This is a genomic window from Lichenibacterium ramalinae (genome assembly GCF_004137085.1).
In the GTDB taxonomy this organism is placed as follows: Bacteria; Pseudomonadota; Alphaproteobacteria; order Rhizobiales; family Beijerinckiaceae; genus Lichenihabitans; species Lichenihabitans ramalinae.
The window spans coordinates 1-15,634 of record NZ_QYBC01000043.1; the positions used below are offsets into that span (position 1 = coordinate 1).

Genomic DNA, 15,634 nt, shown 5'->3' on the forward strand with positions numbered 1-15,634 from the left:
ATCGCTGCACTCCCTGCTACGCAGGGGGGATGGGTTCCTCGTGGCGCCGCCGGATGGGTTTACCGTGGCGCCTGACAAGGGTCTCGCCATGGCGCCGGACGGGCGCCTCCTGGTGGCGCATGCTGCGCTCGGCAACGTCTTCGCCATCGCGCCAAACAGCGAGTGCGTCGAACGCCTGCGGTCCTGCGACGGACCGACTTGCACCAACGTCGCCCTCAGACTGCAGGGGCCGCTCCGACTATTCGTCACGAGGGCTCCTACGGGCTCCATTCCGGTGCTGACCTGTGAGGTTTTTGAGGGATCGCGGCACGTGCTGCAGCGATGCCGTCCACCGCACAGCACCGGCAGGCGGTGTTTCTTCTCTCGAAGAACGGTCTTCGGGGTTGCCGCCCGGCATCTTACCGAATGGCGTAATCGGGTGGAAAGCGGCACAGCCGCTCTGGAGCGAGCGGGTGTCGAAGCCGGACATCCGGGAATGCGCAGTTCCGCCGAGAAAGCCTGCCTCACAGGTTCAGGGTCAGCCAACTATCGCGTTCGGCCACGATCCGGTGCCAGATCGGTTCCATGGCTGCCAAAGGCAGGAAAGGGCCGGGCCGGCGCGGGGCAGCATCGCGCAGCCGCGCGACACGCAGCCCCAACTCTGTCAGGGACGCTTCGATGATGGCGCGCCCTTCATCGCCCGTCGCCTCGACCGCGTCGGGGTTCTGGGCGAAGCGTCCGCCGTCGGCCTGCGAAGCGGCGCGGCCCGCTCGGTCCATTCGGACGAGGTCCGGCCGGATAAAGAGCAACTGCGAGATCTCGTACCGCCCGGCGTGGTCGCCGGCATAGCAGTCCTGGACGAGTTCCGGGTCGCTGCAAACGGAGAACGCCATCGGCACGTCGCGGGCGAACTCGCGGGCTACGCGCCTCAGGTCCGCCTGGTTTCCGCCGTGGTGCCCCGACACCGCGACGACGCGCGTGAAGCCGGCGTTGGCGAAGGCCCTGAGCTGGTACAGGAAGCACTCCAGAACGACGTGCGGCGGCAGTCCCCCGAGCCGAGGGTTCGCCCCCTCCATTACGTCGTGGAGCCAGGGCGCGTGATAGCCCGTCTCATGGACGTGGTAGCCCATGGTGGGCGCCACGATGCCGCCGAAGCGTCGAGCGGCCTCCTCGCAGAGGTGGTCGGCCTTGATCGTGTCGAGCCCGAAGGGCGCCACATGTCCGTGCGGCTCGCAGAGCCCCAGCGGCAGGTAGACGACCGGGCACGCGGCGAGCCGCGCCTCGAACTCCTCGCGGTGCAGGTCCGCCCAGCGGACCGGATCAGCCGACGGCACTGCCATACCCAAAGTTCTTAAAGTTGGCGTAATTCTTGATGAACCGGTGCCGGAACATCAGCGACCGGAACACCTCCTCGTCGAGCGGCGGCTCGTCGACGGCGTCGATGTTCATGGCGGCGTAGCCGACGTCGTGCATGGAGGTCAGGGCCGCGGTGATGCCGGGACGGTGGAGGGCGAACTTCAGCGCCAGGGCAGCGAGCGAGCCGGCATGCTCGGGGACGTAGCGGCGCAGGGCGTCCACCTTGGCGATGTAGGCCGAGCGGGGCACCGTGGCGTCGAAGTAGCCGTCGCGGAAGTCTCCCGGCGGGAACACCGTATTCTCCTGCAGGAAGCCCGTCAGCCCACCCTCGTCGAAGATACAGCGGGCCAATACGGCGACGTCGTGCTCCTGGCAGAACGGCACCAGCACTTCAAGCGCCGTCGGGTCGAAGATGTTGACCACCGTCTGCACGGCATCGATCTCGCCCGACATCACCAGCGGCAGCACCATGTCCGAGCGGTGGTCCGGCACCGACACCCCGATCGTCCGCACCATTCCGCGGCGCTTCAGTTCCCGCATCTCGTCGAGCCAGTGGCCCCGCGTCCCCCAGGTCGCCCAATAGGTATGGAGCTGAAGGCAGTCGATAGCGTCGATGCCCAGGGTTCGCAGGCTGTCCTCGCAGTTCCGTATTACCTGTCCCTTGGGGAAAGACAGTTCGACCGGCACCGGCGTGCCCCATTGCGGCTGGCCGCCGAGCCCCTGCACCTTCGTGGCCACGAAGGGCGCCGAACCGCGCCACTGCTTCAACGCAGCGCCGACGATGCGCTCGGACTCGCCATAGGCCCGCGCCGTGTCGATCAGGGTCACGCCGTGGTCGAGCGCGTAGTGCAGCGCTCGGACGTGGTCGGCCTCAGGCTGGTCTCCGAACCAGCCGGCGAAGCCCATCGCGCCGAAGCCCAGGCGGCCGACCTGCCGGTCGGTCCGGGGGAATGTCGTCGTCTCCACCTCGTCCTCCTCTCGGGCTCGCCGGCCCCGATCAGGCCGCCAGCAGCGCCTTCAGTTTCACACTCGGCGACGCGAGCGCGACCCGGTCGGGACAGGCCCGGCGGGCGATCATCATCTCGGCCAGGCGGATGTCGCGCGCGATGACGCCGTTCGGCCCGACGCCGCTCGCTGCCACCAGCCGACCGTCCGCGGCGAGGCAGAAGAACAGGCGGCCGGCGCCGAGGTCGCGCTCGATCGTGTCGACCGCTTCGTCGGACAGGCCGGCCACCTGCAGCGTCTCGTCGTATTGATCGGACCAGAACCACGGCACGGCCGCGTAGGCCTCCGATCCCCCGAGCATATTGGCGGCCGCGAGCGCGCCCTGGTTCTGCGCATTGCGCCACGCCTCCAGACGGATACGGCGCCCGCCGTAGAGCGGGTGTGGGAAGGAGCAGCAGTCGCCGGCGGCGAAGATGTTCGGGTCCTCGGTGCGAAGCTGCGCGTTGACACGTACGCCGTTCTCGACCGCGAGGCCGCTCGCCTCGGCGAGGCGTGTCTCGGGGACGGCGCCGATGCCGACCACGACGGCATCGGACAGGATCTGGGTGCCGTCGACCAGGAGCAGCGCCACGCCGTTCGGCCGCGCTTCAAGGCCCGCGATGCCGAAGCCGGTGCGGAGGTCGACGCCGGCTGCGAGGTGGCGCCGAGCCACGCGGTCGGCGACGGCGGTCGGCACGCCGCGCATGAGGATGCGGGGCGCCGCCTCCACCAGCGTCACGGCGCAGTCCCGCGCCGCCGCGGCGGCCGCCACTTCGAGCCCGATGAAGCCGCCGCCCACCACCGTCAACCGGCATCCGGGCACGAGCCGGGCACGGAGCGCCAGGGCGTCGGCGAAGGTGCGGAGAGTGAGGACGTGTGGCCCGTCCGCCCCGGGGACGGGCAGGCGCCGCGGGCCCGCGCCGGTGGCGATCAGAAGCTTGGCGTAGGGCAGGTCGCGGCCGTCCGCGAGGTGAAGGACGCGCGCGTCGCGGTCGATGTGGGTCGCGCGGGCGCCGGCGAGATGCGCGATGCGCTGGGCCGCGAGCTTGCCCTCGTCGAGGATGACAGGGGGCGCCTCGTCGTCCGATGCCATCACGGCCTTCGACAAAGGCGGCCGCTCGTAGGGAGCGTGGGGCTCGTCGCCCACCAGGGTCACGAGTCCGTCGTAGCCCCGCTCGCGCAGGGCCGAGGCCGCACGGGCTCCGGCCTCCCCGGCACCGACCACGACCATTCCGCCGGCTCCGGCGGCGTCCACCGCGCCCGTCACCCGACGTCGACGAGGACCACCCCGTCCTCGACCTTCACGGGATAGGTGCGGAGGTTGACGCAGACGGGGGCGCCGAGCGCCTTACCGTCGCGGTAGTCGAAGCGGCCGTTGTGCTTGGGACACTCGATCGTGTGGTCCATTACCAGCCCGTCGGCGAGGTGGATCGCCTGGTGGGTGCACAGGCCGTCGGTAGCATAGAAGGCGTCCTCGGGACTGTGGTAGATCGCAAAAGTCCGGTCCCCTTGGTCGAAGCGCGCCACGTCCTCCTCGTCGATCTCGTCCGTCGCGCAGGCTCGCACCCAGGCCATGTCATCCTCCCTCGATCGCGTCATGATGGGCGGGGCTCCCCGGCCCCGCAGTCTGTGATGGGCAGGCGCGCCTACTCGGCCGCCACCATGCCCGGACCCGCCGGCTGCAGGTCGAGCGGCTTGGCGCGCGACGGCAACTCGCGCCGGACGAAGTATGTCGGGTCCTTCGCCTGCCGCAGCACAGCCGGGATGATCTCGGCGAACGCGGCGTAGAGGCTCGGATAAGGCTTCGGGCAGTCGTGTTTGATGACCTCGTGCAGCCGGGGTAGCGCGTGGTAGGGCACCATGGGAAACATGTGGTGCTCGATGTGGTAGTTCATGTTCCAGTAGAGGAAGCGAAACACCGGGTTCATCATCACAGTGCGGCTGTTGAGCCGATGATCGAGCACGTCCTCGTCGAGGCCGGCATGCTGCGTCAGCCCGAACAGCAGCTGAAGCCAGGCGCCATACATCGTCGGCAACCCGATGAGCATGGCGGGCAGGACGCTGTGCGTCAGGACGCAAGCCAGGACTACGAGGGCGAAAAGCGCGAGCCAGATCCGCGCCGTGCGGAACACCTTCGGGCGCTCCATGTCGGGAATGAAAGTGGCCTCCTCGGCGTCGACCCGGCCGGAAGCGTGGAGCACCAGCTGCTTGAAGCCTAGAACGACGTTCTTGAAGGCGAAGACGTTGAGCAGGATGGCCAGCACGTCCGCCGGGCGCATCACGTTGAACTCGGGGTCGAGCCCCACGATGACCGTGTCAGTGTGGTGGCGCGTGTGGCTCCAGCGCCAGATGGTCGGTTCCCGGAAGACCATGAAGCTCGCGACGTTGTAGAGGACGTCGTTCATCCAGCGCGTCTTGAAGGCCGTGCCGTGGCCGCACTCGTGCCAGCGCGAGTCGGAGGCCGACCCGTAAAGTACGCCATAGACCGCGAAGGGCAGGACGGCCCACCACGAGCCCCAAAGAGCGACACCGGCTCCGCCGCTAAAGGCGAGGAGGCCAAACCACAGCGCCGTGTCGCGCAGCGCCGGGCCGTCGCTGCGCCTCATGAACTCCTTAAGCTCCTTGCGGCCGATCGGGCAGGAGTACCACTTGGCCGACGCGAGCCCGTTCTCGACCGCCGCCTTGGCGTCGAGGCCGAGCAGCCCGTAGTCGCGTCGCGTCCCTGTAAAAGCCATGCCGCCCCCCTTGTCCCGGACACGGTTCGTCTCGTCCCCGATCGTCCCGCACCGGTCGTATGGGACTTCCGCCCAGGCCTCAATACAGGCATGATCGATCCTCTCAGATCCGTCATCTCACCTCACTCCAGCATGCAAGAAACTGTCAAATTCGTGGCCTCACCGCGCGCCACCCTGGCCGACGTGGCGCGCGAGGCCGGGCTCAGCGCCGCCACGGTGGACCGCGTGCTGAACCGGCGCGCGCCCGTGCGGGCCGAGACGGCACGTCGGGTGCGGGACGCCGCGGAGGCGGTCGGCTTCCACGCAGCGAGGCTCCTGGCCAACCGGGTCGACGCGATGCGGCCCGAGCGGCGGCTCGGCTTCCTTCTGCAGCGCCGCGGGACGGAGGTGTACCGGGACCTCGCCGCCGAGTTGGTGCGGGCCACGACCGATCCTGCGCTCGGGCGGCACAGGCCGATGGTCGAGCACATGGAGGATCTGACGCCGGCCAGCGTGGCCGAGCGGGTCGCGCGACTGGGCGAGCGCTGCGACGCGTTGGGTATCGTGGCGGCGGACCATCCCAGGGTCAGCGCCGCCGTGGACCGGCTCGCGGCGTCGGGCAAACCGGTCTACACCCTGCTGTCGGACCTGGGCACGGAGGCGCGGGCCGGCTACTTTGGCATCGACCATCGCAAGGCCGGGCGCACCGCCGGCTGGGTCATGGTCCGACTGGCGGGCGGGATGGGCGACGTCGGCATCGTGGTCGGCAGCCACCGCTACCTTGGCCACGAACTCTGCGAGATCAGTTTTCGAGCCTACCTGCGCGAACACGCGCCCGGGCTGAAGATGCTGGAGCCCCTGGCGAGCTTCGAGGACCCGCACTTCGCCCAGGAAGCGATGCTGGACCTACTCAAGCGCAAGCCCGACCTCACCGGCCTCTACGTTCCCGGCGGCGGGATCGAGGGCATCATCGCGGCACTGCGCGACAGTCCGCCGGCACGCCACATCGTCGTTGTGGCGATGGACCTGTTCACGGAAACGCGGGAAGCCCTGCTCGACGGAACGATCGACATCGTCATCGCGACGCCGCTCGCCGAAGTGGCGCGCACTGTCGTTGCGGCAATGCTCGATCGCCTCGACGGGAAAAAACCACCGCCGGCCGGCCCGCACCTGAGGTTCGAGCTGTGCTTGTCCGAGAACATCTGACCCCGCGGCTGAATGACACGCTGGCAAGCGTGAACGCGCCCCGCCGCCGGTGCGACGTGGCGCGATGAAGGTTCGTCTGCATTTCCGTCGCCCGGCCGGAAGCGTTTCGACGTGCCGCTCGATGACGCTCGACCTTCAGAACTCCACACCCGAGAGGGCCGGCCTTCGCGCGTGATCGACCTAAGCCGATGCCGAGCGATCGGCTCAAGCACGCCGACGGGGGCGATGCCGGACCGGTGTCGAAACGGACGTCACGCTTTTCTGCGGCGGCTCTGGCGGTACTGGTCGATTACCACCGCCGCCACGATGATGACGCCTTTGACGATGCCCTGCACGTAGGCGTCGATGCCTACGAAGGTGAAGCCGGAGGTCATCACGCCCAGGATCAGCGTGCCGATCACCGTGCCCGAGATGCGGCCCGCGCCACCCGCCAGCGACACGCCGCCGATCACCGCGGCTGCGATGGCGTCGAGTTCGTAGCCCGTGCCCATCGAGGCCTGGCCCGAGGCGGCGCGCGCCGAGGTGACAAGGCCGGCGAGACCCGACAGGGTGCCGGCGATGGTGTAGACCAGCATGATGTGCCGGCGCACGTTGATGCCGCTGACCCGCGCAGCCTGCGCGTTGGCGCCGATCGCGTAGGTGAACTTGCCGTAGCGCGTGTAGCGCAGCGCCACGTGGAAGATCACCGCCACGGCGAGGAAGATGAACACCGGCACGGCGCCAGAGCCGATCCAGGTGTAGTTGTCGGCCAGCATGGAGATGGGCTGACCGCGCGTGTAGAGTTGCGCCACCGAGCGCGCGGTCACCATCATGCCGAGGGTGGCGATGAAGGGCGGGATGGCCGTGATGGCGATCAACGACCCGTTGATGACGCCCGCGATCCCGCCGATCACGAGTCCACACAGCAAGGGGATGACGAAGGGCAGGCCGGTGAGGGCCGGGAACACCGCACGGGCGTAGCCCGGCTCTTGGGCCAGCGAGGCCGCCACCATGGCCGACACCGCCAGGACCGAGCCCGACGACAGGTCGATGCCGCCGGTGATGATGACCTGCGTGACGCCGATGGCGATCAGCCCGACGATGGACACCTGCAGGATCATCACCAGCAGGCGCTGCGGGTTTCCGAGGAAGCTTTGCCCGCGCACGCCCCAGCCGACGGCCTCGAAGAACAGCGCTATGCCGATCAGAACCAGCACGATGCCGAGTTCGTTGGGCAGGCGGCGGCGCCCAACCTTGCGCTCCGCCATCGCGATCGTGTTGGTCAGTGGTTCCGTCATGGTCCCGTTTCCCGTCCCTGTGGCGGGGCTTATCGCTGCCCCTCATCGTCGCTTCGACGTCCGTGGCTGTCTCACGCGTCCCCTCACGCGGCGGCAAGCCGCATCACCGACACCTGGTCTGCCTCCGTGCGGTCGAGGATGCCGGTCAGCCGCCCCTGGTGCATCACCGCGACGCGGTCGCTCATGCCCAGCACCTCGGGCAGTTCCGACGAGATCATGATCACGGCCACGCCCTGGCCGGCGAGACGCGAGATCAGGCGGTGGATCTCGGCCTTGGCGCCGACGTCGATGCCGCGCGTCGGCTCGTCGAGGATCAGGATCTTGGGGTTGGTCAGGAGCCAGCGGCCAATCAGCACTTTCTGCTGGTTGCCGCCCGACAGGTTCTCGATGCGCTCGGCGAGGTTCGGCGTCTTGACCCGCATGGCATCCTTCATCTTGCCGCATTCGGTGTCGACCGCACCCTGGTCCACGAAGCCGGCCTTGACGTAGCGGTGGGTGAGCACCGCCATCTCCATGTTCTCGCCGACGCTGAGCATCAGGAAGCAGCCCGTGTCCTTGCGGTCCTCGGTGAGCAGCGCCATGCCGGCCCGCATGCCGTCGCGCGGGCTGCCGATCGTGACCGGCTTCCCGTCGAGCCGGATCTCGCCGCCCGTGGCCGGGGTCACGCCGAAGATCGTCTCGGCGACGTTGGTGCGGCCCGAGCCGACGAGCCCCGCCAGGCCAAGGATCTCGCCGCGGCGCAGGTCGAACGAGACGCCCGAGAACACGCCCTCCAGCGCGAGGTCGCGCACGGACAGGATTACCTCGCCGATGACGGCCGGCTCCTTCGGGAACATCTGGGTGATCTCGCGCCCCACCATCATCTGGATGACCTGGTCGCGGTTCAGGTCCTTCGCCGGGTGTGTGGCGATGTAGCGGCCATCGCGGAAGATCGACACGTCGTCCGCGATGGTGAACAGCTCGTTCATCTTGTGTGTGATGTAGACGATGCCCTTCCCCTGGGCCCTGAGGTCGCCGATGATGCGAAACAGGTGGTCGACCTCGCGGTCGGTCAGGGCCGATGTCGGCTCGTCCATGATGAGCACGTCGGACTCGTAGGACACCGCTTTGGCGATCTCGATCATCTGGCGTGTGGCCACCGAGTGGTCGCGCACCTCGGAGGCGGGGTCGACGTCGATGCCGATCCGGTCGAACAGGGCTCGGGTGCGCCGGTTCATCTCGCGGTGGTCGACGAAGCCGTAGCGCAGCGGCTCGCGGCGGATCCAGATGTTCTCGGCCACGGTCATGAAGGGCATCAGGTTGAGCTCCTGATGAATCATGGCGATCCCGGCCTCCAAGGCATCGAGCGGGGATGCGATGCGTATGTCGTTGCCCTTGAGGCGGAGCGTGCCGGCGTCGGGCTGGTACACGCCGGCGATGATCTTCATCAGCGTGGACTTGCCCGCGCCGTTCTCCCCCATCAGCGCATGGACGGAGCCGCGGCGGATGCGCAGGGACACGTCGTCGAGCGCCACCACGCCGGGGAACTCCTTGCGGACGTTGTCCACCTCCAGCAGGTAGTCGGCACCCGGGATCGCGCCCGACTCCCGCACGAGCTTGAACGTTTGTGGACTCAGCATGAAGCCCTCCCGGTGCGCGTGGCGCGTATCTTGAGTCGAGGATCAGCGATCAGTCGACCCTAGTCCAGTACTTTTCAACATACTTCTTGGTTTCGGACAACATGAAGCGTGCGCTGTCCTCGTATCGGTCCTCCCAGGCGAACACGCAGTTAGACAGGACTCCGTCGAACTTCATGTCGCCGAGCGTCGAGAAGAACAGGTTCCAGTCGATCTCGCCCTGGCCGAAGTCGGTGTGCTGATGCACGCGCACCTTCGAGCCCGGCGGGTTGACGATATAACGGAGCTGCGAGGACTTGTTATGGTCGTAGGTGTCGGCGAGGCGGACGTGGGTGAGCAGGCCCGCCGTGGCGCGCAAGTTGGCGACCATGTCGGGGCCGTAGAAGAAGGTGTGGGGCGCGATGAAGGAGGCACGCACGGCCTTCGAGTCGATCGTCCGGATGATGTCGACCGCCGGGGCGATCTCCTCGATCCAGTCCTCTGGATGCGCTTCGAGCGACAGCACGAGGCCCTCCCGCTCCAGAATGGGCACCAAGAGGTCCATGGCGCGGAAGAACTGCCCCTCGCAGGTTTCGGGCCGGTGCAGGCCGGAACGGTCCACCAAGCTCCGGTCGGGCGAACCACCGCGCCCGAACTCAGACACGAGCATCGGGCATTCCATCTCGACCGCGATTTCGATCGCCCGCTTCCAATTGTCGATCGCCACCTCCCATTCGTCGGAATATGGGCTAGCCCAGCGGTACATCGGCTGCAGGGTGGCGAGGCCGACGCCGTGGTCCTTCAGCGCCTTCTTGAAGGTCCTGACGCGCTCCGGGTAGACCTTGGGCCTCGTCCACCACGACAGGAAGTCCGGCCGCGGCGACAGCTCGACGTGGTCGTAGCCGAGATCGGCGACCTTCCGGCAGGTGTCCTCGAGGGACAGGTGCCGGAACATGTGGGGGTCGAGCGTGTGCTTCATGGGGGTGACCTCAGGTGAGGAAGTGAGCGCGACGCGCCTCAGCGCCCGACGTAGTCCTTCATGTTGTCCGGCTTGACGAGCTCGAAGGGCACGTCGACGTGGCTCGGAACCGCCTCGCCGCGGGCCATCCCCAGCGCCGTATCGACAGCGACGCGGCCCTGGCTCTTGGCGTCCTGGAACACTGTGACGGCGAGGCGGCCCTTCGCCATCTCGGCGAGCCCGTCCGGCGTCGCGTCGACGCCCGCCACCACGACGCTCTTCGGATCGAGGTGGGCCGCCTGCAGGGCCAGGATGGCGCCGATCGCCATCTCGTCGTTGTTGGCCGCCACGGCGTCGATGTGGTCGCCCGTCGACAGCCAGTTGTTCATCAGGTCGATCGCCTTCGAGCGGCTGTATTCGGCCGGCTGCACGGCGATGACCTTCATGTCCGGGTGGGCGGCCACGACCTTCTCGACCCCTTCGGTGCGCAGGCGCGTCGCATGATCGGACAGCTCGCCCTCCATGATGACGACGTTGCCCTTGCCGCCGAGAAGTCTCGCGAGGGCCTCGCCTTGTAGGCGGCCCGACACGTGCTCGTCGGAGGACACGAACGACACGCCGGGCGGCAGCGTCGCGGCGTCGGGACCGCGGTTGACGTAGACGATCGGGATGTGGGCCGCCGTGGCCGCCTCCGTCATCTTGCCCGTGGCAGAGGAGTCGACAGCATTGACCACGATGGCGTCGACGTGCTGGGAGACGAAGTTCTGCACCTGGCTGAGTTGTCGGTCGGTGTCACCAGCGGCGTCCTCGAACTCGACCGTCGTGCCGGTCTTCTGCGCCTCCACCTTCATGGCGCTGACGATCAGGGTCAGGAAGTTCTCGTCGAAGTGGGGAATCGACGCGCCGATGGTGGTCGCATGGGCCGAGCCGCAGCCAAGGGCGGCCGCGCACGCCATTCCGATCACGCGGGTTTTCACTCTCATCATATCTCTCCCCCTTCGAGCCGGCGTTCGGTTGCCGGTCCCACGTGTCGCCCCGACACCCCCCGGCGCCGCCGGTGGCCCCTCAGCCGTAGATCATCGGCTTATCGCGTAGGGTCGCCGGCGCCCAACCGCCGGACTTGGCCGCGGCGAGGCCCGCGTCCGTCACCACCGTCGCAGCGTAGCCGTCCCAGCTCGACGGGCCGCCGCAGGTGCCCCGGCGGCAGTTATCGACCCAGTCCTGCAATTCGATGTCGTAGGCGCGGATGAATCGCTCGCGCCAGTCCTCGGGCACCCGGGCGTTCACCACGCCCTGACGCTTGACCAGCACAGTGGCGGACTCGGCCAGTTCGACCGTGCCGGTCTCGCCTACGACCTCGCCGCGGATGTCGTAGCCATAGGCGATGTTGACGCTCGTCTCGATGTTCACGATGGCGCCGCCGCGCATGCGCAGCATGATGAGGAGCGGATCCTGAAGGGGGCCGCCCCGGCCGGACTTGCGCGGCGTCACCACCATCGTCTCGACCACCTCGTCGTCGAGCAGCCAGCGCGCGACGTCGATGTCGTGCACGGCCGTGTCGACGATGGCCATGTCGGCGGTGTAGTGCGACGGCACGGAAGCGTTGCGGTGACCCGAATGGAAGATGAGCGGGGCGCCGATCTCGCCGCCGTCGATCGAGGCTTTGAGGGCGCGGTAGGCGGGGTCATAGCGGCGCATGAAGCCGACCTGGACGAGGCGTTTGCCGTGGCTGACCTCGGCGTCGAGGATGTTGAGGCAGGCCTGTTCGGTCGTGGCGAGCGGCTTCTCGCAGAACACCCATTTCCCGGCCCGGATAGCCGCCGTGACGTACTGCTCGTGGCTCGGCCCCCAGGAGCAGACCAGCACGGCGTCGACCTCGGGCGCGGCGACCAGCTCCTCGCCGGTAGCGTAGGCCGTGGCGCCGGCAAGGCCGCCCGCGACGTCGCGGGCGCGGGCCGCGTCCGTGTCGGCCACCGCCACCACGTCGGACCCCGCCAGGACCTGCGTCAGCCGGCGGATGTGGTCCTGCCCAATCATGCCGACGCCGATGACGCCGATGCGTACCGTCATGTTTACGCCCTTTCGAAGATGCGCGATGTTGATGCCGGTGCCCCGCGCCGGATGCGCTCGTTGCGGGGCGGCCGGGTCAGTTGCTCATGTACTTTTTGAAGTTGTCCTTGGTGACCTTCTCAAAGGGTACGTCGACGAAGGACGGCACCTTGTCGCCCTTGATCAGCGACAGCGCCGTGTCGACCGCGCCCTTGCCCTGGCCCTTGGCGTTCTGGAAGACCGTGACGAAGAGGTCGCCGCTCTGCACCGCGGCGAGACCATCGGCCGTGGCGTCAATGCCGCCGACGCACACCTTCTTGGGATCGACGCCCGCCTGCTTCATCGCCAGGATCGCGCCGATCGCCATCTCGTCGTTGTTGGCCGCGACGCCGTTAATTTTGGTGCCCGTGGTGATCCAGTTATTCATCAGGTCAATGGCTTTGTTGCGGTCCCACTCAGCCGTCTGCTTCTCCACGATCTTGACGTCCGGGTTCTTGGCCACCACGGCCTCGACGTCGGCGGTGCGGTCGAGCGCAGCGTTGTTGGATAGCTGGCCCTCCATCACGACGATGTTGCCCCTGCCGCCCAGGCACTTCATCAGTTCCTCGGCTTCCAACGTGCCCGACACCTTCTCGTCGGAGCCCACGAAGGCGACGTTGCTCGGCAGCGTCTTGTCCTCCGGCTTGCGGTTCACGTAAACGAGCGGGATCTTCGCCGCGGTGGCGAGCTGCGTCATTTTCGGCGTCGCCGAGGTGTCGACCGGGTTGACGATGATGGCGTCGACCTTCTGGGCGATGAAATTCTGGATCTGGCTGATCTGCTTGCCGGTGTCGTCGTTGGCGTCCTCGACCTGCAGCGTGACGCCCTTCGCCTTGGCCTCATCAGTGATGGCGTTGCGCACGCTGGTCAGGAAGTTGTCGTCGAACTTGTCCATCGAGACCCCGATGGTGGTGGCCGAGGCGGCGTGCGCCCAGCCAGCGATCGTCAGCGCCGTAAGCGCTGCCGTCATCAGAAAACGTGCCTTCATCGCGTTCCTCCTCATGGTACGGCCTCCAGGGCCGATGTCGCCGTTCTTCCGCGCCCGTGGCCCGGGCGTCTGTCGTTCCCGCTTCGCCCGGCACCGTCAGCGGGCCGGGTCTGCCTCGGCCTGCCGCAGGACGGTCATGCTGTCAGCGAGCAGGGATCTGATGTCGGCCGCGTTCGACACGCTGTCGGCGAAGGGCTCGAAGGACAGCGGCCCGGCGTAGCCTCCGGCGACAAGCTCACGGATCTGGCCCAGGTTGTCGAGGCGGTCCCCAGCGTCGACGAGCACGCGGTGCGCGTCCTTCATGGCGTCGCGAGACAAGCCCTCGTCGACCACGCCCGAGACGTGGACGAGGCCGGTGTGCCCGGGGAAGAACTCCGTCTCCCCCGCGACGTGGTGGTGGAACGTGTCATGGACCAGCTTGAAGGTTCCAGCCTCGCCGACCGCGTCGATGGCCTCCATCGCTTCGCGCTTGAGCCGTAGCGAGGACTCGGGGAAGCCGAGCGGTTCGACGAGGCCGATGACGCCTGCTCGTCGCAGCAGCGGCGCCAGCGCGGCGAGCGCCTCGCGCAGGCGTCCGAGGCGCTCCGCGTTACCCGCCCGATAGGCGGGGTCGTTGAGCGGGCACAGGACCACGCCCTGCGCGCCGCAGGCCGCGGCATAATCGATGAGCGTTCTGGCCGACTCGGCGCGCTCGGGCGTCCAAATGTTGAAAGGGTAGAGCGCGTTGATCGACAGGATCGTCAGCCCGCGCGCCTCAGCCTCGCGCCGCACCGTCTCGGCCGGCGTGCCGTCCGCGATGGCGACGCCCGGCAGCTCGTTGCGGACCTCGACGTCGGTGACGCCGAGCGACACGGCCAGATCGAAGAAGGCGGTCAGGCCGGCAGCAGGCGCCACGCGGTGGTTCAGACTGAAAGCGTTCATCGGTCTCCTGCCCTCGTAGAACGTGTGTTTGTTTTTTATTCTGAGTTGGACCGTATATTCCGACATTCGGACCGTCAAGCGACAATGTGTGGTGGAGTGGCGAGCGGAGGTGCCATTCGCCTCCGTGTCCATCGGCGAGTCACGAGATGGCGACGTCACCACGAAACGGGGCCGTAGGCGGGCACCTTCCCCTCCGGCCGCACACGAACCCGCCCCCCTCGGGTCGACTGGACGACGGACGGACCCGACGCTCTTGCACGGTGTCGGCCCCGGCCCGATGATGGGCGTAGCGGTCGTTCCAGTGTGGGGCGCGGCGGACGTCGCCGCGGCGGTCGGCCGAGGTTGGGGCGGCTTTCATGGATGTCGAGGTCAGGGGTGAGGCAGCCGACGACGCGCCGCGGACGTTCGCCGACCTGCAAAAGGCGCTCCTGGAACCGAAGCGGAAGCTTCCGAAGCGACTGGCGCAGATCGCCGCCTTCGCCTCGGCCAACCCCGACGATGTCGCATTCGGCACCGCGGCCAGCATCGCCAAGAGCGCCCAGGTACAGCCCTCGGCGCTCGTGCGCTTCGCGCACGCCCTTGGCTTCGGCGGCTTCACGGAAATGCAGACCGTGTTCCGGGAACGCTTGAGGGACCGCATCCCGAGCTATCAGGAGCGGCTCGAGGCGCTGCGCAACTGCTCCGAACCGGTCACCAAGGCGGGTGTGCTGTTCGACGGCTTCGCCTCGGCCGCGGAACAGTCGGTCGCCACGCTTCGCGACCGCCTGCGGCCCGAAGCCCTGGACGAGGCGATCTCGCTGCTCGCGTCGGCCGACACGATCTACCTCATCGGACAGCGCCGCTCGTACCCGATCACGTCCTACCTCAACTACGCCCTCGGCAAGCTCGGCGTTAGGAACGTCCTAGTCGGTTCGGCACAAGGCAACGATCCCGAAACGCTGTCCTTCGCGCGGCCGACCGACGCGGCGATCGCCGTCAGCTTCACGCCCTATGCCTCGGCCACCGTCGACCACGCGCGAAGCGTCGCCGAGCGCGGCACCCCGCTCGTTGCCATTACCGACAGCCCGTTCAGCCCGCTGCTGCCCGCAGCCAAGATCTGGTTCGAGGTCGCCGAGCAGAGCTTCGAGGGATTCCGGCCGATGTCGGCGACCCTCGCCCTGAGCATGACCCTGGCCGTGGGCATCGCGGAGCGTCGAAATCCCACCTAGTGGACCCGCGGATGGTAGCCAGGTTCTCTGCCGACGTCGGGGTGCCGACGGGATGTTGAGAATAAATGTTCCGGATTGACCATCGTCGAGAAATGACGTTTCATATCTTGGTCCACAGCGACTCGGCCGCTCGCGTCCAGCGGGTGAGCGGCCAATAAAACGTGAGCGCGGGACAGGGTGGGCGTTCGCGCGGGACGGACCCGCGACGCCCTATCGGGAGGACACCATCGTGGCCGCATTACCACTCCTCGACGTCATCACGATCGGCCGGTCCTCGGTCGATCTCTACGGCGCCCAGGTCGGGGGCCGGCTCGAGGACATGGCGAGCTTCTCCAAGGCGGTGGGCGGCTGCCCCACCAA

Annotated in this window: 14 protein-coding genes; 2 read left to right on the forward strand and 12 right to left on the reverse strand. The window is 67.9% G+C overall.

All coding sequences use genetic code 11. The annotated features are described in order from the left end of the window. Positions 1-503: 503 nt before the first annotated feature. From D3272_RS26405 to D3272_RS26425, 5 genes are all read right to left on the reverse strand, one after another. Positions 504-1,319: a creatininase family protein gene (locus D3272_RS26405; RefSeq protein ID WP_129222218.1), complete on the reverse strand. Its 816-nt coding sequence runs from the start codon at positions 1,317-1,319 to the stop codon at positions 504-506. Next, positions 1,300-2,301: an aldo/keto reductase gene (locus D3272_RS26410; RefSeq protein WP_129222219.1), complete on the reverse strand. Its 1,002-nt coding sequence runs from the start codon at positions 2,299-2,301 to the stop codon at positions 1,300-1,302. The genes D3272_RS26405 and D3272_RS26410 overlap by 20 nt, the downstream gene beginning before the upstream one ends. Before the next feature lie 31 nt (positions 2,302-2,332). Further along, positions 2,333-3,550 carry an NAD(P)/FAD-dependent oxidoreductase gene (locus D3272_RS26415; protein ID WP_129222220.1) on the reverse strand — a complete coding sequence of 406 codons (1,218 nt, stop codon included), beginning with the start codon at positions 3,548-3,550 and terminating at the stop codon, positions 2,333-2,335. Positions 3,551-3,582: 32 nt separating this feature from the next. Then, positions 3,583-3,894, reverse strand: coding sequence for a MocE family 2Fe-2S type ferredoxin (locus tag D3272_RS26420; protein WP_129222221.1), 312 nt, complete (start codon positions 3,892-3,894; stop codon positions 3,583-3,585). Between the two features lie 71 nt (positions 3,895-3,965). Beyond that, on the reverse strand, positions 3,966-5,054 hold the full coding sequence (locus tag D3272_RS26425) for a fatty acid desaturase family protein (RefSeq protein WP_129222222.1): 1,089 nt from the start codon (positions 5,052-5,054) through the stop codon (positions 3,966-3,968). Between the two features lie 153 nt (positions 5,055-5,207). On the opposite strand from D3272_RS26425, the gene D3272_RS26430 reads away from it, so the two are divergent. Next, entirely contained in the window at positions 5,208-6,239 is a 1,032-nt protein-coding gene (locus tag D3272_RS26430) for a LacI family DNA-binding transcriptional regulator (protein WP_165361550.1), read from the forward strand. Positions 6,240-6,490: 251 nt separating this feature from the next. On the opposite strand, the gene D3272_RS26435 is transcribed toward D3272_RS26430, so the two are convergent. From D3272_RS26435 to D3272_RS26465, 7 genes are all read right to left on the reverse strand, one after another. Further along, on the reverse strand, positions 6,491-7,516 hold the full coding sequence (locus D3272_RS26435) for an ABC transporter permease (protein ID WP_129222224.1): 1,026 nt from the start codon (positions 7,514-7,516) through the stop codon (positions 6,491-6,493). Positions 7,517-7,599: 83 nt separating this feature from the next. Continuing rightward, positions 7,600-9,135, reverse strand: a complete 1,536-nt coding sequence (locus D3272_RS26440) for a sugar ABC transporter ATP-binding protein (protein WP_129222225.1) — start codon at positions 9,133-9,135, stop codon at positions 7,600-7,602. Positions 9,136-9,184: 49 nt separating this feature from the next. Continuing rightward, positions 9,185-10,090, reverse strand: coding sequence for a sugar phosphate isomerase/epimerase family protein (locus D3272_RS26445; protein WP_129222226.1), 906 nt, complete (start codon positions 10,088-10,090; stop codon positions 9,185-9,187). Positions 10,091-10,128: 38 nt separating this feature from the next. Then, positions 10,129-11,046 (reverse strand): sugar ABC transporter substrate-binding protein, encoded by a 918-nt coding sequence (locus D3272_RS26450; protein ID WP_207210327.1) that lies wholly within the window; start codon positions 11,044-11,046, stop codon positions 10,129-10,131. 88 nt (positions 11,047-11,134) lie between these two features. Beyond that, positions 11,135-12,139 carry a Gfo/Idh/MocA family oxidoreductase gene (locus tag D3272_RS26455; RefSeq protein WP_129222228.1) on the reverse strand — a complete coding sequence of 335 codons (1,005 nt, stop codon included), beginning with the start codon at positions 12,137-12,139 and terminating at the stop codon, positions 11,135-11,137. Positions 12,140-12,215: 76 nt separating this feature from the next. Then, a complete protein-coding gene (locus D3272_RS26460) occupies positions 12,216-13,145 on the reverse strand; it encodes a sugar ABC transporter substrate-binding protein (RefSeq protein WP_129222229.1) in 930 nt (309 codons plus the stop codon). Between the two features lie 96 nt (positions 13,146-13,241). Next, entirely contained in the window at positions 13,242-14,198 is a 957-nt protein-coding gene (locus tag D3272_RS26465) for a TIM barrel protein (RefSeq protein ID WP_428978024.1), read from the reverse strand. Between the two features lie 224 nt (positions 14,199-14,422). Between D3272_RS26465 and D3272_RS26470 the strand changes: the two genes are divergently transcribed. Beyond that, on the forward strand, positions 14,423-15,274 hold the full coding sequence (locus D3272_RS26470) for a MurR/RpiR family transcriptional regulator (protein ID WP_129222230.1): 852 nt from the start codon (positions 14,423-14,425) through the stop codon (positions 15,272-15,274). Positions 15,275-15,634 lie beyond the last annotated feature (360 nt).

Coding starts and splice junctions, on each gene's coding strand:
- D3272_RS26405 (WP_129222218.1), bottom strand. CDS start 1,319: ATGGCAGTGCCGTCGGCTGATCCGGTCCGCTGGGCGGACCTGCACCGC.
- D3272_RS26415 (WP_129222220.1), bottom strand. CDS start 3,550: ATGGTCGTGGTCGGTGCCGGGGAGGCCGGAGCCCGTGCGGCCTCGGCC.
- D3272_RS26420 (WP_129222221.1), bottom strand. CDS start 3,894: ATGGCCTGGGTGCGAGCCTGCGCGACGGACGAGATCGACGAGGAGGAC.
- D3272_RS26425 (WP_129222222.1), bottom strand. CDS start 5,054: ATGGCTTTTACAGGGACGCGACGCGACTACGGGCTGCTCGGCCTCGAC.
- D3272_RS26435 (WP_129222224.1), bottom strand. CDS start 7,516: ATGACGGAACCACTGACCAACACGATCGCGATGGCGGAGCGCAAGGTT.
- D3272_RS26440 (WP_129222225.1), bottom strand. CDS start 9,135: ATGCTGAGTCCACAAACGTTCAAGCTCGTGCGGGAGTCGGGCGCGATC.
- D3272_RS26445 (WP_129222226.1), bottom strand. CDS start 10,090: ATGAAGCACACGCTCGACCCCCACATGTTCCGGCACCTGTCCCTCGAG.
- D3272_RS26455 (WP_129222228.1), bottom strand. CDS start 12,139: ATGACGGTACGCATCGGCGTCATCGGCGTCGGCATGATTGGGCAGGAC.
- D3272_RS26460 (WP_129222229.1), bottom strand. CDS start 13,145: ATGAAGGCACGTTTTCTGATGACGGCAGCGCTTACGGCGCTGACGATC.
- D3272_RS26465 (WP_428978024.1), bottom strand. CDS start 14,198: ATGGACACGGAGGCGAATGGCACCTCCGCTCGCCACTCCACCACACAT.
- D3272_RS26470 (WP_129222230.1), top strand. CDS start 14,423: ATGGATGTCGAGGTCAGGGGTGAGGCAGCCGACGACGCGCCGCGGACG.